The following is a 20,386-nucleotide window of genomic DNA, read 5'->3' as shown; positions in this document are numbered from 1 at the left end:
ATGAAGCAACGCAACCTCTCCCGCCAGCGGCCCCGCAACCATCGCGGGCCGATGCTGCGTCCGCTGGCGTTCTCGCTGATGTGCGCGGGCCTCGCGCCGGCCATGGCGCAGGTGATGCCCTCGGGCTTCACCACGCCGGCAGGCAGCGGCGTCGCGATGATGCAGGACGGCGCGCTGATGAATATCACTCAGCAGTTCCAGCGCGGCATCGCCAACTGGCAGTCGTTTTCGATCGGCGTGGGCGGCACGGTCAACATCACGCAGCCGAATGCGAGCAGCGTGCTGCTCAACCGCGTGACGGGCGGCCAGATGTCGACCATCGCGGGCAGCATCAACGCCAACGGCCGGGTCATCCTGGTCAACCCGAGCGGCGTGATGTTCAGCCAGGGCGCGACGGTCAACGTGGGCGGGCTCATCGCGTCCACGCTGTCGCTGAAGACGTCCGACCAGGCCTTCATGGACGGCGCCACCAACCTCGTGTTCGAGCAGGAAGGCGCGGCCGGCAAATCCGTGCGCAACTTCGGCAGCATCACCGCCAACGGCGGCCCCGTGGTGCTGATGGGCGCCGCGGTGGAAAACGGCAGCACCGGCACCATCACCGCCAACGGCGGCACGGTCGGGCTGGCGTCGGGTGGCAGGATCACGCTGGACCTCGTGGGCGACGGGCTCACCAACATCGTCATCTCGCCCGACTCGATGGCCGCCAACGCCTCGGTCGACAACAGCGGCACGCTGCAGGCCGACGGCGGGCGCGTGGCGCTCATGGGCAGCTCGGCCACGGTGGGCGAACTGGTGGTCAGGCAGACCGGCACGGTGCGCGCGCGCACGCTGGGCACGGTCAATGGCGAGATCTTTCTGGGCGGCGGCGCCGACAACCGCGTCGAGATGACCGGCGGCATCCTGGACGCCACGGGCACAGCGGCCGGACAGAGCGGCGGCACCATCCGCATCGCGGCGGGCCAGGTGAAGCTGGAGGGCGCGGGCCAGGGCCCGGTGATGGCCGACGCCAGCGGCCAGGCTGGCGGTGGCACGGTGTCGGTGCGAGGCTACGACGTGGCGCTCGGGTCCGGATCGGTGCTGCGCGCCGATGCCACGAATGCGGGCACAGGCGGCACCGTGGAGGTCGGCACGGCCATGGGCTACAGCCTGCCGGGCGACGGCAATGCACAGCCGACGCGCGACTCGCGCGTGCAGGCCTTCGGCGAAATCTCGGCGCGCGGCGCCGGCAGCGGCAAGGGCGGCGAGATCGATACCTCCGCCGATTTCCTGCGCATCGATCCGACGCGGGTGGACGCAGGCGGCGGCGCGCAGGGCGGCGCCAACGGCAACTGGCGCGTGGCCACCTCGTCCAACCTGGCCGTGGTTACGGCCGCGGACATTCCCGCCTACGACCCGGCCTACCCGCCGCTCTCGTTCGCCGAAGTGAACGCCGAGGCGGTGGGCGCCGCGCTGGGCCGCGGCACCAACGTGACGCTCGCGAGCACCGCCATCGGCGACAACGCCGGGGTGCGCTTCGGCACGGATGCCAAGGTCGTCAAGGCCGAAGGCGGCGCCGCCACGCTGCGGGTCGATTCGGCCGGCAGCATCGTCATGGACCCGGGCTCGTCCATCGACGCCAAGGTGGGCGCGCTCAACGTGGACTTCAACGCCGACTCGACCGGCCTCGTCGCCGCGAACGCCGCGACCATCAACAGCGGCGGAGGCACCGTCACCGAACTCGACTACGCGGGCGCCATCCGCCTGGACAACGCCACCGTCAACGCCAACGGCGGTTCGGTGCGCTTCTTCGGCCAGAGCTTGGAGAAGAGTGGGCGCGCCATCGGCGGCTCGGCCTCCCACACCGAAGACCCGAGCGACACATGGCGCGACGGCGTCTACTTGACCGGCAGCACCGTGACCACCCACGGCGACGGCCAGATCTCGATGCGCGGCCAGGGCCGCAACTGGATCTTCACGCCCGACGGCTCGCCGCCTCGCTATGTGGCGAGCGGCGGCGTTACCGTGGACGCCGGCAGCACGGTGCAGGCGGGCCTGGGCGGCGTGCGCATCGACGGCGCCGGGGCGCTGGGCGGCAACGGCGTGAGCATCTTCGGCGGCTCCAGCGTCCGAGCCACGGGCGACGTGACCCTTGCCGGCACCGGCGGCGTGTGGCAGGAAGGCATGACGGTGGCCAGCGTGAACTCCAGCGCCGGCGTGTCCGTCGGCTCGGGCACCGTCGCCAGCGAGCGCAACGTGCGCATCGACGGCACCGGCACCGACCTCGACGCGCTTCGCACCAGCGGCGAGTTCCTGTCGATCAACGGCAGCGCCGGCATCGGCACGGGCGTGGCGATCTACGGCAGCGTCAGCGCCGGCGCGGGGCAGCGCATCGACGTGAACGGGCGCGCGGGCAGCGACGGCTTCTTCGCTTCCGGCGGCAGCGACGGCGACATCTTTCCGGCGGGCAGCGCCTTCGGCGTGGACGTGTCCGCCAATTCCAACAACCCCAACCCGCTGCGCACCTCCGGCGGCACCATCGCCATCGACGGCCTGGGCACCGACATCTCGCTGCGCATGGAGACCTTCGGCTCCGGCGCCTTCGCGCTCGCCGCGGTGCCGCAGGCGGGCGCGCTCGCGGCTGTACCAGAGCCGGCGCTGCTGTCGGTCATGAGCGAAACCGGCAAGGGCGGCAACATCTCGGTGCGCGGGCGCAACATCGTGATCGACGGTACCGACGGCTTCGGCGACGGTCCGGAAATCGGCCGTATCGACGCCAGCGGCGCCACCGGCGGCGGCAGCATCGACATCCAGGCGGCCAACGTGCTGGCCGTGGGCAAGAACACCAGCCTGGAAGCCAACGCCACGGGCAGCGGCAACGGCGGCAGCGTGAAGGTGATCGGCGGCGACACGCTGCGCGGCTACGGAAGCATTTCCGCGCGCGGCGGCGCGGCGGGCGGCAACGGCGGCTTCGTGGACACCTCGGCAGCGCACTTCGACCTGACCGGCGTGCGGGTCGATGCCTCCTCGCCGATGGGCAGCGCGGGCACCTGGCTCATCGATCCCTACAACGTCAACATCGCGAGCGGCACCGCCAGCGGCAGCCTCACCGGCAACCCCTTCGATCCGCTGACCAACTCCATCATCCAGGACGGCGACATCAACGCCGCGCTGGACAAGGGCTCCAGCGTCACGATCACCACCGGCACCGGCGGCAACGCCTTCGACGGCAACATCACCTTCGACAAGGGCGCGACCATCACGCGCTCGGTGGGCGGCGCGCCGGTGACCTTCCGGCTGGATGCGGGCCGCGACATCATTGCCTTCAACGACAACCAGATCCAGTCGAACGACGGCATCCTGAACGTGGTGTTCAACGCGGGCGTGGGCACGGACGGCGGCTCGGTGATCTTCGGCGGGGCGATCCGCACCAACGGCGGCTATGTCGCGATGAACGCCGACGCCGGCATCACCGGCAGCCCCGCCATACAGCTGAACAACACCACCATCGACACGCGCACGACCGCGTCGGGCGACGCGGGCCCCGGCGGCTTCGTGCAGATCGCGGGCACGCGGGCGACGCCGCCGTTCTCCAGCTTCGGCGCCACCGTCGATCTGAACGGCATCGACATCCAGACCAGCACGGGCGACGTGTCGATCTCGGGCATCGGCACGCAGGGCGCGGGCGTGCGCATCGCCACGGGCAACGTCGTGACGAGCCAGATCCTCACCACCAGCGGCGACATCGACATCGCGGGCGTCGGCACGGGCCTCACGAGCAGCTTCGGCTCCACCAGCGTCTACAGCGTGGATGTCAACAACACGCTGGTGCGCAGCGTGGACGGCAACATCGGCATCCGCGGCCTGGTGTCGCCGGGCGCGCTGGGCACCGGCTCGGGCGGCGTGCTGCTGGCCAACAACGCGCTGGTCACCACGCTGGGCGTGGGCAACATCGACATCGCGGGCGAGGCGCAGATCAACGGCACGGGCCTGAACATCGCCACCGGCGCCCGCGTGGACGGCAACAGCGCGGTGGTGCTGCGCGCCGCCAACAACGGCGGTGTGGACGCCGTGGCGATCAACGGCACGGTGCGCGCGGGCAGCCTGCTCAACCTGCGCCCCGGCGGCGTGGATGCGGCGGGCAATGCGGTCGAGCGTACGGCCAACCCGATCACGCTGGGCGGCACGGCGGCCAACGGCTTTGCGGTGTCGGCGGCGGAGTTCACGCGGCTGGACGCGCCCACCATCGTGGCCGGCAGCAACGCGCACGCGGGCGACATCAACGTCGTGGGGCCGCTGGCGCTGTCCTCGGCGCTCACGCTGCAGAACGAGGGGGGCGGCAACATCAACCTGGGCGGCGCCATCGACGCGCCGAGGCTGGGGCTGCTCTCGCGCGGCAACATCACGCAGACGGCCGACGCGCCGATCACCGCCGGCACGCTGATGGCCCGCTCCACCGGCGGCAGCGTGCTGCTGGATGCGGCGCCGAACAACGTGAGCGCGGCCACGGTAGGCGGCGGCGCGGCGGGGGCGTTTCGCTATGTCGATGTGGACACGGTGCAGCTGGGCTCGGTCTCGGTCACCGGCTACGACGCCGGCGGCAATGCGCCGCAGCTCGTGTCGGCCACCTCGATGGCGGCCGACACGGTGTTCGTGCGCACCTTGTCCGGCGACCTGCTCCTGGGCACCGACGTGAGCAGCACCAGCGGCACCGACCTGGTGGCGGCCGCGCGGCTGCAGAACCTGGGCGCCTACGCGATCACCGGCGCACCGTGGCGCGTGTGGGCCGACACCTGGATCGGCGAGACACGCGGCGGCCTGCGCGGCTCGGGGCCGCTGCCCAACCTCTACCACTGCGCGTACTCGGGCCTGTGCTCGGTGATCGTGTCGCCGGGCGACAACCACTTCATCTATGCGCAGCAGCCCACGGCCACGGTGGTCATCGGCAATGCGAGCCGTCCCTTCGGCTTTGCGAATCCGGCGTTCGGCTACACGCTGGCCGGCCTGATCCTGGGCGACTCGGGCGCGGGCTTCAGCGGGGTGCTGGGCACCACCGCCACGCGGGCGAGCCTGCCGGGCGGCTATCCGATCAACGGCAGCTTCACCTCGGCCGAGGGCTATGCGGTGAACGTGGTGCCGGGGAACCTCACGGTCACGCCGGCCTTCGACTTTCCGAGGGTGGACGTGCTGCGCGACATTCCGTCGACCTGGCTCTACGACCGCAACATCGGCGCGCCGCCGATCTGCTTTGCCACCGGCGCGGTGGACGGCGACCGCGCCGCGCAGGGCGGCGACGTGCTGGCGCGCGAATGGTCGCGCGTGCGCTCGCGGCCCAATCTTTCCAGCTGCGTGGACACCGAGAAGCGCAACGGCTGCGCTGACTTCTGAACTGAGAAAGCCGGCCGCGCCCGTACGGGCTGAGCTTGTCGAAGCAACTCACCCGTTCGGGCTGAGCCTGTCGAAGCCTTGCTTGCGGTGGGAGCAGCCCTTCGACAAGCTCAGGGCGAACGGGTGCGAAAGACAAGCCCAGGGCGAACGGTGCCAAAGACAAGCTCAGACCACGCGCGCATGCCGCCGCGTGGTCAGCAGCGCGCGCAGCTTGGCCGGCGCGACCGGCTTGGTCAGCAGCATCACGCCGCCGTGGCGCAGCCGCTGCAGCACCTCGGGCCCTGTAGCGCCCGACACCAGCACCGCCAGCGCGTCGGGCTGCAGCCGCCTGGCGGCTTCGATCACGTCCACACCGTCGCCGTCGCCGGCCAGCTGCAGGTCGCACAGCACCGCATCGAAGTGGATGTCGCCGGTGCCCAGCCGTGCGATGGCCTCGACGCTGGTGGTCACGCACTCCACCTCGCAGCCCCATTGCGCGAGCAGCGCGCGGCTGCCGTCCAGGATGGCGGGGTCGTCGTCCACCACCAGGCAGCGCAGGCCCGCCAGCGGCGCCGGTGCCGCGGCCAGCGGCGCGGGTTCGGGCGGCACCGCGTCGGCGGCGCGGGCGGCGGGCAGCGTGAAGGCGAAGGTGCTGCCCGCCTGCAGAGCCGAGCGCACGGTGATGCGGGTGCCCAGCAGCGCCGCGATGCGCGCGCAGATCGCCAGCCCCAGGCCGAAGCCGCGGCGCCGGTCGCGCTCGGTGTTCGCCACCTGATAGAACTCCTCGAAGATGCGGCCCTGGTGGATGGGCGCGATGCCCACGCCGTTGTCGCGCACCTCGATGCGCACGCCGGCCGCCGAGCGCCGCGCGGCCACCAGCACCGTGCCGCCCGCGGGCGCGTGGCGTAGCGCATTGGTCACCAGGTTGCCCACGATGCGCTGCAGCATCGCCGCGTCGGTGCGCACCGCCAGGCCGCGGTCGCTCCAGCGCAGGCGGATGCGCGACTCGGCGGCGGCGGCCGCGTGCAGCGCCTCGAGCTGGTCGAACAGCGCGGCCAGCGACACGCGGGTGATCGCCGGCGTGAGCACCTGCGCGTCGAGCCGCGAGATCTCCAGCAGGTCGTCCAGCAGCACGCCCATGAACTCGGTGCTCTCCTGCAGCCGCAGCACCGAGGGGCGCTGCGCCGGGGTGGCGGTGGGCAGCAGTCCATCGATGAACAGGCCCATCGCATGCAGCGGCTGACGCAGGTCGTGGCTCGCGGCCGCCAGGAAGCGCGCCCGCGAGAGCGCCGCCTGCTCGGCCTCGGCCATGCGCTGCAGCGCGACGGCGGTGGCCTCGCGCACCCGCTCCTCGCTCACCTGGCGGTTGCGCTGGAGCCGCTCGGCCAGGCGGTCGATGTCGTGCGCGAGCACGGCCAGCTCGTGCGTGCCGCGCGTGCCGCCTTCCACCACCTCGCAGCGCATGTCGAAGTGGCCCGCCTCCAGCGCCGCCACGGTGCGCGACACGCGCCGCAGCGGCCGCGCCACCGTGCGCGCCATGTGTCGCACCGAGGCCCATGCGGCCAGCAATGCGACCAGCGCGATGCCGATGCCCGCGAACAGCGAGCGGCTGCGCTCGCGCGCATAGGCGGTGGTGTCGCGGAAGGTCTGCACCAGGCCGATGGGTGCATCGCCGGCGGCGGTGGAGCCTTCGGGTGCGAAGGCGCTGGCGCGCGAGGCTTCGCGCAGCGTGACCGGCGAGGTGAACATGCGCAGCTGCGCGAGCGATTCGGTCTTGGGCCCGGCCGTGACGTACACGCCCGCGCTGTTGCTGATTTCCACCCGCATCACCTGCCCGCCGCGCAGCGCCGCGTTGGCCACGTTCTGCAACGCCGGCACGTCGCCCGCGTAGAGGCTCAGGTCCGACATGGCCGCCACCTGGCGCGCCACGGCCTGGCCTTCGGCGTCGAAGGCGGCTTCCAGCGTCTGCAGCCGGTTGTGCGTGAACCAGCCGGTGAGCGCGAGCGCCACCGCTGCGCAGGGCACCACGCCCAGGCGGAACAGGTCGCGCTGCAGGTTGCCGCGCACCACCAGCTCCGACACGGAACCGGTGCGGTGCGGCTGCGCGCCGGCTGCTGCTGCCGGACCTTCGGCGGGGCGGGCGGCGCTCATCGCGGGGCCGCGAGCCGGTCGGTCAGTTCCCGTTCCTCCGGCAGGCGCAGGCCGAGTCCGCGTGCCACGGTGGCGTTGATGCGCACGGTGGCCGGCGTCGCCGCCTCCACCAGCGGTTGGTTGTTGTTGCCGGCGTTGCCCGCGTTCGCCACCTTCTGGCCGAGCAGGCGGGCCTGCTGCGCGAGCTGCGAGGGCGTGGACACCGCCGCGGCCAGCCCGCCCGAGCGCACCAGGCCTTCGCTGGCGCCGAACACCGGCAGCCCCGCGCCCGCGCCCGCGCGCAGCACCGACAGCGTGGCCGCCTGGTTGTCGCCGATGAGGTCGGGAAGCACCATGAGCGCATCGCTCTGCGGCACCACGTTGCGCAGCGCGGCGGCGAGCGACCTGGCGTCGGGCGCGTACTCCACGCGCACATCCCAGGCCGGGCTGGCGCCCTGCGCGGCGCGCTGCAGCTCGCGCACCAGCGGCTCCGATTCGGGCGTGGCCACCACGCCGATGCGATGCTTCTGCGGCAGCACCGCGCCGATGAGCGCGAGCTGGTCGGACATCGCCGGGTCGCGCAGCAGCACCGCCACGCGCCGGTCGCCGCGCCGCAGGGCCGGGCTCGCGGCCTTGAGGGTTTCGTAGTCGAGCCGGCTGAGCATCGCGAGCAGCAGCGTCTCTTGGCCCGGGCGCTCGACGGCGGCGCGCGAGGCCGCCAGGCCGACCGCCACGGTGAGGCCGGCATCGGCCGTGGTGCGCAGGCCGCGGGTGCGCACGCCGGCATTGATTCGATCGCGATCGCGCTCGGCTTCGGCGGCTGCGGCCACGGTGGTGCCAGTGTTCTGCGGCGCCTCGCCGCCGGGCGAGAGCCGGACCACGTCGAACCTGCCGCCCGGCTCCTGGTTGGCGCGCAGCTGCTGCACGAATTCCGAATGCGCGGCGCTGTCGTCGCCCATCAGCACCGTGAGGCTGGGGACGGAGGCGGCGCGGGCGCTGCCGGCGCCCAGCGGGGTCAGCGCGGCGAATGCGGCGAGCGCCATGAGGGCGAAGGCGGACCGCGCAGCACCGGGCAGCCTTCGCGGGAAGGTGATGAACGATGTTGTGGCGACGGCGGACATGAGACTGCTTCTGCAGCGTGGGTGCATGACCCAATGTAAGGACGGGCCTTGCTTCGCGCGATAAGGCGGAGGGGCTATGTCAGCGCCGGGGAGGCCTTGCCAACGTGACGAACTGCACAGTGCGGCAGCCGAGCGGTCTATGCCCGAAGAACTAGGCCTCGATGAGGCGCAAGGCAGCCGCGCGCTGCGCCTGTATGGCCTGCCGCAGCACGCGCGGCGACACCGGCTTGTAGAGCACCGCGATGCCCGCGCTCGCCACCTCGCGCAGGCGGTCGGGCTTGGTCTCGCCGGTCACCAGCAGGCGCGCCGTGCCGGGGCCGATGCCGCGCGGATGGCGCTCCAGCGCGGCGAGCACGTCCAGGCCGTTGTCGCCGCCCTGCAGCAGCAGGTCGCTCACCACCACGTCGGGCGGCTGCTCCCAGATGTCGGCCAGCGCCAGCGCCTCGGCGCGGGTCTGCGCGGCCAGCACCTCGGCGCCCCAGTTGGAGAGCACCACCGACAGGCCTTCGAGGATGGTGCGCTCGTCGTCGATCACCAGGATGCGAAGCTTCTCCAGGCTCACGTCGTCCTCGATGTCCGCCGGCAGCGGCGCCGCGGCCGGCGCGGGCAGGGCGGCCGGGGCCGAGCGCACCAGCACCCGCACGCAGGTGCCCTTGTGCAGGCGCGAACTCAGCTCGACGCGGGTGTTCAGCAGCTCCGCCAGCCGCTGCACCGTGGCCAGTCCCAGGCCCATGCCGCGCGCGCCGCGCGCCGCCTGCTTGCCCGTGGGCTCCACCTGGTAGAACTCTTCGAACACGCGGGTCTGGTGCTGCGGCGCGATGCCCACGCCGGTGTCCAGCACATCGATGCGCACACCCTTGCCACGCCGCCGCGCGCCGATGAGCACGCCGCCCTCGATGGTGTGGCGCAGCGAGTTGGAGACCAGGTTGTTCAGGATGCGCGAGAGCATCACGTAGTCGCAGCGCACCCACAGGTCGGTCTTGCGCGCCACCAGGCGCAGGCCCTGCTGCTCGGCCACCGAGCGGAAGTTGCGGCTGATTTCGTCGAACAGCCGGTCCAGCGGAAAGTCGGTCCATTGCGGCTGCAGCACGCCGGCATCGAGCTGCGAGAGGTTGAGCAGCTCCGAGAACAGCCGGTCCAGCGATTCCACGCATTCGCGGATGTGGCCGATGCGCTGCAGCCGCACCGGGTCGGTCTCGCCGTTGGCCAGGCCGTCCGAAAAAAGCGTGAGCGCATGCAGCGGCTGGCGCAGGTCGTGGCTGGCGGCGGCCAGGAGGCGGGTCTTGGCCTGGCTTGCCACTTCCAGCTGCGCGTTCTTGCGGGCCAGCTCGGCCGTGGCCGCGCTGATGCGGCTTTGCAGCAGGCGGCGGCTTTCGGCGAGCGCGCGCGCCGCCTGGTTGAAGCCGTGCTGCAGATGCCGCACCTCCGAGGAGCCTTCGACGGACACACTCGCATCCTCGCCCGCGCCCAGCCGGTCGACGGCCTTGCCCAGCGCGCGGATCGGCTCGCTGATGCGCCGTGCCGCCCACCAGCCGGCCAGCCCCACGCCCACGAGGCTGATCGCCAGCACCAGCGCCACGTTCAGCCACACCGAGCGACGGGCGCTCTGAACGGCATCGAGGCTGATCTCCACCATCACCTTGCCGGTCGGCCGGCCGTCGTCGGCCACGATGGGCGCCAGCACCTGGAGGCCCTCGGCGCGCGCGCGGTCCACGGTTTCGGAATTGGCGACGATCTCGCCGTCCTCGGTCCAGATCTGCACCTGCTGCACATGGGGCTGGTAGGTGCCGGTCTGCGCGGTGCGCTGCAGCGCGCGGCGGTCCATGCGGCCGAGCGGGGCCTGCGCCGCCGTGGCCACCTGCAGCGCCACCGTCTGCGCATTGGCGCGCATCAGCTCGGTGAGATTGCCCAGGTGCTGGCGCGTCAGGACGGCAATGGCGGTGAGCGTGGCGGCGGTCGCCGGCACCAGCGCCAGCAGGATCAGCTGCTGGGCGAAGGTGAGGCGGGCCAGGCCGCGCAGGACGCGAAAGTTCCAGTTCATGGGGGCAGTGAACGCATGGGGGCCGAGCTTAGGTGGGTTCTCCTATACAGGGAAGCCATGAAAACGTCACCTCAAAAACATCGGCTGAAATGTTTGCATTTGTTATCTAATCGCAAGCGTCCTGACGCTGCCAGCTGCTGGCGGCCTGTCGGAATCACCTGTGTCCGGGTCCAACATGCAGATATTCATGCGGCGTTTTGCCGATGTCCTTGCCGAGTTTCTGGCCGGCTTCGAGGCCGGTATGCGCGCCGCATTCGGCCCGGCCGCGCTCGGGCTGATGCTGCTGCTGGCTTTGCCGCTGGCGGCGACGGCCCAGGCGCCCGCGGCGGATGCGCCGGTGCGCTTCGGCATCCTGCCGCTGGGCGGCGCCTTCGAGTCGCGCAGCGACTGGGATCCGCTGCTGGCCGAACTGAGCCGCGCCATCGGCCGGCCGGTGAGCGTGCTGTCCGTCAACTCGTACGAAGCGCTGGAGCAGGCGATCCAGCGCAACGAGGTCGACATGGCTTTTCTCTCGGGAAAGATGGCGCTGGACGCCGTGACCCAGCGCCGCATGAAAGTGGTCGCCCAGGTCGTTCGCCACGACGGCCTGCCCGGCTACCGCGCGCTGCTGCTGTCCCGCAAGACGCCGCCGATGCACTCGCTCAAGCACCTGCTGGACCAGCCGGAGCGCTGGCGCCTGGCGCGCGGCGAGAAGCAGTCGGTGTCGGGCTTCATCGTGCCGCAGCTGCAGTTTTTTTTGCCGAACCACATCGCGATGGAAACCCGCTTTCAGAGCGAGATCGTGGGCACCCACCAGACCAATGCGCTGGCCGTGGCCAACAACGAGGCCGACGTGGCCACCAACAACTCGGCCGACTTCGAGCGCTTCAGGCAGCGCTTTCCGGCCGAGGCCGAGCGGCTGCAGGTGCTGTGGGAATCGGAGCTCATTCCGCATGCGCAGATCGTGGTGCGGCGCGAGTACCCGGCCGAATTGCGCACCCGGGTGCAGGCGTTCCTGGTCGCCTACGGCCGCGCCAAGGGGCCGCGCGGCGATGCCGAGCGGGTGGTGCTCAAGTCGCTGCACGACCTGGCCGGCTTCGTGGCGGCCGACAACAGCTCGCTGCAGCCTGCGGCCAAGCTGGCCTACCAACTTGCTAAGCAGAACGCGGTCACCGCGCAGTGGGTGAACGACGCCGCGCGGCAGGCGCGGCTGCAGCGCATCGAGAGCGTCTACGCCGAGCAGGCCGGCGTGCTCAAGGACCTGACGCCCTGAAAATGGCACTCCCCCAGGCTTCGCGCACTTCGTGTCGCTTCTCCCCCCCCCTCGCCGGGGGCAACACCTGCGGCCCGGCGGAGCCGGTTCCGCGGTGTTCCTGGCATTGGCCGTGGCGGGTGCATGGGCCATGGCGCTCGCGGCTGACGGCGGCATCGCGGGTCTTCGGCGGGTTCATCGCTGTTGCAAGCTTGCTGGCCCTGCCATCGCCGGCGCTGGCGCAGGCTGCGCAGGACAAACCCATCCAGTCCATCCGCTTCGGCGTGCTGCCGCTGGGCGGCACTGTCGAGTCGCGGGCGCTGTGGACGCCGCTCATGGCCGACATGAGCCGCTCGCTGGGCATGCCGGTCACCGCGTATTCGGTGCCCTCTTATGAAGAGCTGGACCGCGCCATCGGCCGCGACGAGATCGACATGGCTTTTCTGTCGGCCAAGATGGCGCTGGACGCCGTGATGCAGCGGCGCATGAAGGTGGTGGCGCAGATCGCGCGCCGCCCGGACATGCCCGAACACCGCGCCATCCTGCTGACCCGCAAGACCGGCCCGCTGAACACGCTGGACGGCGTGCTCGCCGAGCCCGAACGCTGGCGCCTCGCGCGCGGCGACAGGCGCTCGGTCACCGGCTTTGCCGTGCCGCAGAGCCAGCTCTTCCTGCCGAACAACATCGACATGGAGACGCGCTTTCGCAGCGAGCTCGTCGGCACCCACCAGGCCACCGCCCTGGCCGTGGCGAATGGCGACGCCGACGTGGCCACCAACAACACCACCGACCTGGAGCGCTTTCGCCAGCAGTTCCCGGTCGAGGCCGAACGGCTGAAGGTTGTCTGGGAATCCACGCCGCCGCCCGGCGCGCCGATGGTGGTGCGGCGCAACTGGCCGCCCGAGTTCCAGGCCAGGCTGCAGACCTTTCTGACCAGCTACGGGCAAGGCACGGGCCCGCGCGCCGAGGCCGAGCGCGAAGTGCTCAGGAACCTGCGCGCCACCTACGGCTACGTCGCGGCCGACGACAGCGCGCTGCTGCCCGCGGCGCGGCTGGAGTACGAACTGGGCAAGCAGCGCGCCATGGCCGCCTCGTGGGTGAACGAGGCGGCGCGCACGCAGCGCCTGCAGCGCATCGACAAGCTGTACGCCGAGCAGGCGCGGGTGCTGCGGGCCGGCGGGCGCTGAACAAGCCCATCACCCGACCAAGCCCGCCCGCTCCGCGTGGCACTGATGCGCACCCGCCCGCATCTACTCCCTTCGCCGTAGCTCCAATCCGCGCCATCTAGGCCATTAGGCGGATTTGCCCGCCGCCCGCCGCGCCGGAAACTTCGTGTTTCTTTTGGCAACCCTTGCCGTTGACGGAGTGCGGATGAGTTGGCGAACAAAAGTGGTCTGGAGCGAGGGGATGCTGTTGCAGCCTCAGCACCTGCAGCAGAGCGAGCGTCATGCCGACCACGCGAGGCATGTGCTCGTGCGTTCGACGACCCCCTACGCCTGGGGTTTTGCCGAGCTCGAAATCGACCAGGCCGCGCTCACGCTGGGCAAGCTGGCGCTGGTGCGCGCGGTCGGCATGTTCGGCGACGGCACGGTGTTCGACATGCCGGCGGTCGATCCGCTGCCCGAGCCCATCGACATTCCGCCGGCCATGCGCGACGAAGCGGTGGTGCTCGCGCTGCCCCTGCGCCGCGCGGGCGCCCGCGAGGCCGATGCCGAAGACTATGAAGAGCTGGTGCGCCACCGGGTGCTCGAATCGGAAGTGCCCGATTCCAACACCGCCGGCGAGCGCACCGCCATGCTGCAGTTGGGCCAGCTGCACACGCGCCTGATGCGTGCCAGCGAAGCCACCGACGCCTGGACCACGCTGGGCGTGGCCCGCGTGGTGGAGCGCCGCGTCGACAACCAGGTGCAGCTGGAGCGCGGCATGCTGCCGCCCCTGCTCGACGTGGCCGGCCATGCGGTGATCCGCGCCTGGCTCGACGAACTGCTGGGCCTCCTGCGCCAGCGCGGCGAGGCACTGGCCGGACGCATGACCCAGGGCGGCACCGGCGGCGTGGCCGAGATCGCCGACTTCATGCTGCTGCAGGCGGTGAACCGCAACGAGGCCATCTTTGCGCACCTGGCGAAAAGCGCCATGCTGCACCCGCAGCACTTCTTCGAACATGCGCTGGGGCTGGCGGGCGACCTGTCGAGCTTTCGCGATTCGCGCCGCGTGGCGCGCTTCGGCCCCTACATCCATGACGACCTGGCCCTGAGCTTCAGGCCGGTGATGGACGACCTGCGCCGCAGCCTGTCGATGGTGTTCGAGCAGTCGGCCATCCGCATCGAGCTGCACGACCGCAAGCACGGCGTGCGCGTGGCGGTGGTGACCGACGTGGAGCTGCAGCGCAAGGCCACCTTCGTGCTCGCGGTGAACGCCAACATGCCGAGCGAGGCGTTGCGCGCGCGCTTTCCCACGCAGGTCAAGATCGGCCCGGTCGAGCGCATCCGCGACCTGGTCAACCTGGCGCTGCCGGGCGTCACGCTCACGCCGATGCCGGTGGCGCCGCGGCAGATTCCGTTTCACACGGGCGCGAACTACTTCGAACTCGAAACGCGCAACAGCGACCTGTGGCGCCAGCTCGAGCAATCGGGCGGCATCGCGATGCATATCGCGGGCGACTTCCCCGGCCTGGACCTCGCCTTCTGGGCCATTCGTTCCTAGCCGCATTGGCTGACGGAAACGGAACACCATCATGAGCACACCCCCCGATCCCTTTGCCGCCTTCGAGTCGGAGCGCACGGTCATCAAGCCCAAGCCGCGCACGCCGGCCGGCACGCCGCCGGCTGCGGCGCCCGCGCCTTTCTTCGGCGGCGCCGATCCCACGCCGCCGGCCGATGTCGGCGAGATCGGGCTGATCAATCCGCTGGTGTCGGCCGCGGGCAAGCTTCTGGTCCTCATCGCCAAGCTGCGTACCCTGGCGCAGCCGCCCAATGTGCCGGCGCTGCGCGCCTCCACCGCCGAGGCGGTGAACCAGTTCGACGCCGCCGCGCGCCGCGCGGGCGTGAGCAACGAACAGGTGCTGGCCGCACGCTACGTGCTGTGCACCGCGCTCGACGAAGCCGTGGCCAACACGCCCTGGGGCGTGCAGGCCGGCTGGAACAAGCAGAGCCTGCTGGTGCAGTTCCACAACGAGACCTGGGGCGGCGAAAAGGTGTTCCAGCTGCTGGCCAAGCTCGCGCAGGATGTGCCCACGCACCGCCAGTTGCTGGAGCTGATCTACAGCGTGCTCGCGCTCGGCTTCGAAGGCCGCTACCGCGTGGTCGACAACGGCCGCGCGCAGCTCGACTCGGTGCGCCAGCGCCTGGCCGACCTGATCGCCAAGGACCGACCGCAGCTGGAGCCCGAGCTCTCGCCGCACTGGCGCGGGCAGGGCGCGGGCACGGTGCGGCTGCGCGAATCGCTGCCGCTGTGGGTGTTCGCGGCGGGCTTCGCCTTCCTGCTCGCGCTCGCGTGGGTGGGCATGCGGCTCATGCTGAACAACCGCTCCGACACCACCTACGCGGCCGTCTCGGGCCTGCGCGTGCCCAACATCCAGATCGCGCCGCCCGCGCCGCCGGCCAAGTCGCCGCGGCTCGCGCGCTTTCTTGAACCCGAGGTCAAGCAGGGCCTGGTCACCGTGACCGACGAAGCCGACCGCAGCGTGGTGCGCCTGCGCGGCGATTCCTTCTTCGGCTCCGGCAGCGCCGAGCCCATGGCGCAGTCGCTGCCGGTGCTGCGCCGCATCGGCCAGGCGCTGGCCGAGGTGAAGGGCGAGGTGCTGATCACCGGCCACTCGGACAACCAGCCGATCCGCTCGCTGCGCTATCCCTCCAACTGGCATCTTTCGGCCGCGCGTGCCGATGCGGTGAAGGGCGCCCTCACCACGCTGGTCGAGCCGGCGCGCATGCGCTCGGACGGCAAGGCCGACGCCGAGCCGGTGGCGGCCAACGACACGCCGGCCAACCGCGCGCGCAACCGCCGCGTCGACATCGTGCTGCTGACCGAGCCCGAGCGCATCGCTTCCGCAGCACCTGCCGCCACGGCCCCGGCCGCGCCGGCTCCAGGAGCGACGAAATGATCAAGAAAATCTTCGGCTTCCTGTTCAGCCCGCTGCTGCTGACGCTGCTCGCACTCGTCGTCGTCGCGCTGCTGATCTGGTGGATCGGCCCGCTGGTGAAGATCGGCGCGCTCGCGCCGCTCGAAAGCGAAATGGTGCGCGCCATCGTCATCGGCGTGATCGTGCTCCTCGTGGTGCTGCGCGTGCTGTACCGCCGCTGGCGCGCGCGCCGTGCGAGCCAGCACCTGACCGACGGCCTCATGAAGGCGCCTTCGGTCAAGACCGATGCACCGGTCAACGGCGAACAGAAAATCCTCGACACGCGCTTCAGCGAAGCCGTCGCCACCCTGAAGCAGATGCGCCTGCACGCCGCCGGCAAGAAGCCGGGCTGGCGCGACTGGATGTCGATCTCGGGCGGCAGCTATCTGTACGACCTGCCGTGGTACGTGTTCATCGGCGCACCGGGCGCCGGCAAGACCACCGCACTCGTGAACTCGGGCCTGAGCTTTCCCCTGGCCGAGAAGTTCGGCCCCGGCGCGATCCGCGGCGTGGGCGGCACGCGCAACTGCGACTGGTGGTTCACCGACGAGGCCGTGCTCATCGACACCGCCGGCCGCTACACCACGCAGGACAGCCACCAGACCGAGGACAAGAACGCGTGGGAAGGCTTCCTCGGCCTGCTCAAGAAGGCGCGCCCGCGCCGTCCGCTGAACGGCGTGTTCCTCACGGTGAGCGTGGCCGACCTGCTGAGCCAGGGCCCCGAGCAGCGCACGCAGCTGGCCGCGTCGATCCGCGCGCGCCTGCTCGAACTCGACAGCAAGCTCACCACGCGCCTGCCGGTGTACGTGCTCGTCACCAAGAGCGACCTGCTCTACGGCTTCACCGACTACTTCGACGACCTGGGCAAGGAACAGCGCGCGCAGGTCTTCGGCTTCACGCTGCCGGCCGACGAGAACGTGCAGCTGGAAGAAAAGGGCCTCTCCACCGCCTTCCACCGCGAGTTCGCGCTGCTGCACAACCGCGTGAACGACGGCCTGATTCCGCGCATGCAGCGCGAGACCGACGGCGCGCGCCGCGCGGCGATCTTCGGGTTCCCGGCGCAGTTCGGCTCCATCGGCTCGCTGCTGTCGGACCTGCTCGACCAGGTGTTCACCGGCTCGCGCTTTGCGCAGCCGCCGTGGGTGCGCGGCGTGTACTTCACCAGCGGCACGCAGGAGGGCAGCCCCATCGACCGCGTGATGGGCAGCCTTGCACGCAGCTTCGGCATCGAGCGCGCGATGCTCGCGCCGCAGAAGAGCAGCGGCCGCAGCTACTTCCTGACCTCGCTGCTGCGCGACGTGGTGTTCCCCGAGCAGCGCCTGGCCGGCGCCGACGTGAAGCTGGAGCGCCGCCGCCACACGCTGCGCATGGCGGGCGTGGCCGCGATGACGCTGGTCACCGTCGGTCTGCTGGCCGGCTGGGGCTACAGCACCTGGCGCAACCTGAACTACCTGAAGTCGGTCGAGGCCCGTGCCGAGCCCGCGCAGAAGATGCTGGCGACCCTGCCGGTGCAGATGCAGAACCTGGTCGAAGTCGCGCCCGTGATGCAGGGCCTGCGCGACATCTGGAAGACCCCCGAGAACCGCCAGGGCGACGAGCCGCTCAGCATGACGCTGGGCCTCTACCAGGGCGACAAGCTCGACGCCGCCGCCATGCTCACGCACCAGCGCGCGCTCAACGACGTGTTCCTGCCGCAGATCGCCAAGCGCATCGAAGACCAGCTGCGCACCGCGCAGAGGGACAACCTGGAGTACACCTACGAGGCGCTCAAGAGCTACTTGATGCTCTACCAGCCCGAGCACTTCGATCCCGAGGCGCTGAAGGCCTGGATCACGCTCGACTGGGCGCGCAGCCTGGACCGCGGCATTCCCGAAGACCAGCGCCAGGCGCTCGAAGCGCAGCTGGACGTGCTCATCGCCCAGGGGCCGCCGCGCTCGCCGCTCAAGATGGACGAGAACCTGGTGCGCAGCGTGCGCGCCGTGCTCGCGAGCTATCCGCTGGAGCAGCGCGTGTTCAGCCGCCTGAAGCGCCAGCGCGCGACCAAGGACATTCCCGGCTTCAGCGTGGCCACCGCGGCCGGCCCCTCGGCGCCCCTGGTGTTCGAGCGCATCAGCGGCAAGCCGCTGACCGAAGGCGTGCCGGGCATGTTCACCTATGACGGCTATCACAAGCGTTTCCAGAACGAAGTCACCGTGCTCACCGGCCTCCTGGCCGCCGAAGACCCGTGGGTGCTCGGCCAGGACAAGGGCGCCGCCGACCGCCTGCGCGACGTGGCCGCGCTGGGCGCGCTGACCGACCGCGTGCGCCGCCTCTACCTGGCCGAGTACGTCAAGCAGTGGGAAGCGCTGCTCGCCGACGTGCGCCTGATCCGCGCCAACGGCCTGGACAAGAACATCGAGTCCGCGCGCATCCTCTCGGGCGTGAGTTCGCCGCTGGCCAACTTCCTGCGCGCCGTGGTGAAAGAGACCACGCTGATCCCCGCCGACCAGCCCAAGGACGTGGTGAGCAAGGCCACCGCCACCGTCGCGAACACGCGCAAGGGCCTGGAAGACCTGTTCGGCGGCGACCCCAACAAGCCGGTGGCCAGCGGCAAGCGCATCGAGAGCATCGTGGACGACCGCTTCGAGCCGCTGCGCCGCCTGGTCACGCCCGCCGCGCCCGGCCAGCCCGCGCCGCTGGACGATGCGCTCAAGCTCTTCAACGAGGTGTACGTGTACCTCAACGCGGTGGACACGGCCGTCAAGGGCCGCACCTCGCCGCCGCCCGGCGACGTGGCCGGCAAGCTCAAGGCCGACGCCGGCCGCCTGCCCGAACCGGTGCGCTCGATGGTCGAGAACCTGAGTCAGACCGGCGCCACCCAGGCCCAGGCGGCCGAGCGCGGCAACCTGAGCCAGGACCTGCGCCCCGTGGCCGAGTTCTGTGCGCGCGCCATCGCCGGCCGCTATCCGTTCTCGCCCACCAGCAAGCGCGACGTGCTGCCCGAGGACTTCGGCCAGATGTTCGGTGCCGGCGGCCTGATGGACGACTTCTTCCAGAAGCGGCTGGCCGCGCTGGTGGACACCAGCACGCGCCCGTGGCGCTACAAGCCCGTGGCCGAGCGCGGCGCCATCACCACGCAGGCGCTGGCGCAGTTCGAGCGCGCCGCACGCATCAAGGACATCTTCTTCCGCGCCGGCGGCCGGGGCCCGTCGATGCGGCTGGACTTCAAGCCGGTGGAGATGGATGCGGGCATCACCCAGTTCATCCTGGACGTCGATGGGCAGCTCGTGAAGTACGCGCACGGCCCGGTGGTGCCGATGGCGGTGCAATGGCCCGGCCCCAAGGGCAGCAACCAGGTGCGCATCCAGGTGAGCCCGCCGTCGACCACCGGCAGTTCGGGCTCCGCGGTCGATGGGCCGTGGGCGCTGTTCCGCGCGCTCGACGACGGCCAGCTCGAAGCCGGCGATGCGCCCGAGAAATTTTTTATCACCTTCCAGGTCGGGGCGCGCAAGACGCGCTTCGAAGTGACGACCAACAGCGTGCAGCATCCGATCCGCTTGCGCGAGCTGCGGGAGTTTTCTTGTCCGGAGGGGTTGTGAGCTTGGCCTCTTCTTCTGCTTCTTCTTCTTCCATCTTCGCCTCGGCCGAATTGCCAGGATGGTTCGGCAAGTTGCCGGGGATGGGGGACTTTGCGCATCGGCGGCTGCCGGAGTCGTTTCGCTCGGTGTGGGACCAGTGGTTGCAGCGGGGTCTTGCGCGGCTGCGGGATCGGCATGCGGACTGGACGTCCTATTACCTCGAAGCGCCGATCTGGTGTTTTGCGCTCGGGCCTCAGGTGGCGGGGGAGCGGGCGTGGATCGGGGTGTTGATGCCTTCGGTGGATGGGGTGGGGCGGTACTTTCCGTTCACGCTGGCCGTGGAGCTCGATGAAGGTGCAGGGGAGTCGCTTCAGGGCGAGGCGCTGGTTGCGGCGCTGCACTGGTGGGCGTTGGCGACGCAGGCTGCGCTGGAAGGGCTGGATGGCGATCTGGATGCCTTGAGGTTCGATGCTGTGTTGGGGAGGCTTTTTGTTGTTGCCGCCGCAGGCGCGGGGGTGTCCGGTGTTCAGTCGCTTGCCCTGCCGGGGGCTGGTGCTTCTTTTTGGATGGGGGATCCTGCCGTTGAAGGTGGGGTTCGGATGGTTTCTACCGGGCTGCCTCGCGACTTGCAGTTCGAGGCTTTGTTTCTCGGGGGTGGGGAATGAAGGTCTGGGTTTCTTTTGTTTCCCGAGGTCGGGTCTCGCCCCGACAGGCGACCTACTTTTCTTTGCTTCGCCAAAGAAACGTAGGCAAAAGAAAGGCGACCCTGCTGTGTGTGTCCCTCCGCTGCGCTACGGGCAACCTGCGGTGCTCGCGGTTCGCGGGGTCTCGCAGAACTCGCTTCGC

Annotated in this window: 10 protein-coding genes; 7 read left to right on the top strand and 3 right to left on the bottom strand. The window is 70.6% G+C overall.

All coding sequences use genetic code 11. The features are described 5' to 3' along the window. On the top strand, positions 1-5,364 hold the full coding sequence (locus ABIC90_RS10790) for a beta strand repeat-containing protein (RefSeq protein ID WP_354354108.1): 5,364 nt from the start codon (positions 1-3) through the stop codon (positions 5,362-5,364). A gap of 165 nt (positions 5,365-5,529) precedes the next feature. Here ABIC90_RS10790 and ABIC90_RS10785 read toward each other — a convergent pair whose 3' ends face one another. From ABIC90_RS10785 to ABIC90_RS10775, 3 genes are all read right to left on the bottom strand, one after another. Further along, positions 5,530-7,494, bottom strand: coding sequence for a hybrid sensor histidine kinase/response regulator (locus tag ABIC90_RS10785; protein ID WP_354354107.1), 1,965 nt, complete (start codon positions 7,492-7,494; stop codon positions 5,530-5,532). Then, positions 7,491-8,594: an ABC transporter substrate binding protein gene (locus ABIC90_RS10780; protein WP_354354106.1), complete on the bottom strand. Its 1,104-nt coding sequence runs from the start codon at positions 8,592-8,594 to the stop codon at positions 7,491-7,493. Before ABIC90_RS10780 ends, ABIC90_RS10785 begins: the two co-directional genes overlap by 4 nt. 151 nt (positions 8,595-8,745) lie before the next feature. After that, a complete protein-coding gene (locus tag ABIC90_RS10775) occupies positions 8,746-10,635 on the bottom strand; it encodes an ATP-binding response regulator (RefSeq protein WP_354354105.1) in 1,890 nt (629 codons plus the stop codon). A gap of 175 nt (positions 10,636-10,810) precedes the next feature. Between ABIC90_RS10775 and phnD (ABIC90_RS10770) the strand changes: the two genes are divergently transcribed. The 6 genes from phnD (ABIC90_RS10770) (at position 10,811) to tagF (ending at position 20,205) form a co-directional block, all read left to right on the top strand. Further along, complete coding sequence (gene phnD / locus ABIC90_RS10770) at positions 10,811-11,887, top strand: phosphate/phosphite/phosphonate ABC transporter substrate-binding protein (protein WP_354354104.1); 1,077 nt, start codon at positions 10,811-10,813, stop codon at positions 11,885-11,887. 143 nt (positions 11,888-12,030) lie between these two features. Then, positions 12,031-13,053, top strand: a complete 1,023-nt coding sequence (gene phnD, locus ABIC90_RS10765) for a phosphate/phosphite/phosphonate ABC transporter substrate-binding protein (protein ID WP_354354430.1) — start codon at positions 12,031-12,033, stop codon at positions 13,051-13,053. A gap of 184 nt (positions 13,054-13,237) precedes the next feature. Further along, the gene (gene tssK, locus ABIC90_RS10760) at positions 13,238-14,569 is read left to right on the top strand and encodes a type VI secretion system baseplate subunit TssK (protein ID WP_354354103.1); all 1,332 of its coding nucleotides are present in this window, start codon (positions 13,238-13,240) and stop codon (positions 14,567-14,569) included. A 31-nt stretch (positions 14,570-14,600) separates the two neighbouring features. Continuing rightward, positions 14,601-15,965: a DotU family type VI secretion system protein gene (locus tag ABIC90_RS10755; protein ID WP_354354102.1), complete on the top strand. Its 1,365-nt coding sequence runs from the start codon at positions 14,601-14,603 to the stop codon at positions 15,963-15,965. Beyond that, on the top strand, positions 15,962-19,561 hold the full coding sequence (gene tssM, locus ABIC90_RS10750; protein ID WP_354354101.1) for a type VI secretion system membrane subunit TssM: 3,600 nt from the start codon (positions 15,962-15,964) through the stop codon (positions 19,559-19,561). Before ABIC90_RS10755 ends, tssM begins: the two co-directional genes overlap by 4 nt. Further along, positions 19,558-20,205 carry a type VI secretion system-associated protein TagF gene (gene tagF / locus ABIC90_RS10745; protein ID WP_354354100.1) on the top strand — a complete coding sequence of 216 codons (648 nt, stop codon included), beginning with the start codon at positions 19,558-19,560 and terminating at the stop codon, positions 20,203-20,205. The genes tssM and tagF overlap by 4 nt, the downstream gene beginning before the upstream one ends. The last annotated feature ends 181 nt before the right edge of the window (positions 20,206-20,386 follow it).

The organism is Variovorax boronicumulans (genome assembly GCF_040544675.1).
Taxonomy (GTDB): Bacteria; Pseudomonadota; Gammaproteobacteria; order Burkholderiales; family Burkholderiaceae_C; genus Variovorax; species Variovorax boronicumulans_D.
Note: the sequence above shows the minus strand (reverse complement) of the source record. Positions and strands in the feature narration are given on the sequence as shown.

Excerpts from the sequence above, each read along its gene's own strand:
- phnD (WP_354354104.1), top strand. The coding sequence starts at position 10,811 with ATGCAGATATTCATGCGGCGTTTTGCCGATGTCCTTGCCGAGTTTCTG.
- ABIC90_RS10785 (WP_354354107.1), bottom strand. The coding sequence starts at position 7,494 with ATGAGCGCCGCCCGCCCCGCCGAAGGTCCGGCAGCAGCAGCCGGCGCG.
- ABIC90_RS10790 (WP_354354108.1), top strand. The coding sequence starts at position 1 with ATGAAGCAACGCAACCTCTCCCGCCAGCGGCCCCGCAACCATCGCGGG.
- tssK (WP_354354103.1), top strand. The coding sequence starts at position 13,238 with ATGAGTTGGCGAACAAAAGTGGTCTGGAGCGAGGGGATGCTGTTGCAG.
- ABIC90_RS10755 (WP_354354102.1), top strand. The coding sequence starts at position 14,601 with ATGAGCACACCCCCCGATCCCTTTGCCGCCTTCGAGTCGGAGCGCACG.
- tssM (WP_354354101.1), top strand. The coding sequence starts at position 15,962 with ATGATCAAGAAAATCTTCGGCTTCCTGTTCAGCCCGCTGCTGCTGACG.
- ABIC90_RS10775 (WP_354354105.1), bottom strand. The coding sequence starts at position 10,635 with ATGAACTGGAACTTTCGCGTCCTGCGCGGCCTGGCCCGCCTCACCTTC.
- ABIC90_RS10780 (WP_354354106.1), bottom strand. The coding sequence starts at position 8,594 with ATGTCCGCCGTCGCCACAACATCGTTCATCACCTTCCCGCGAAGGCTG.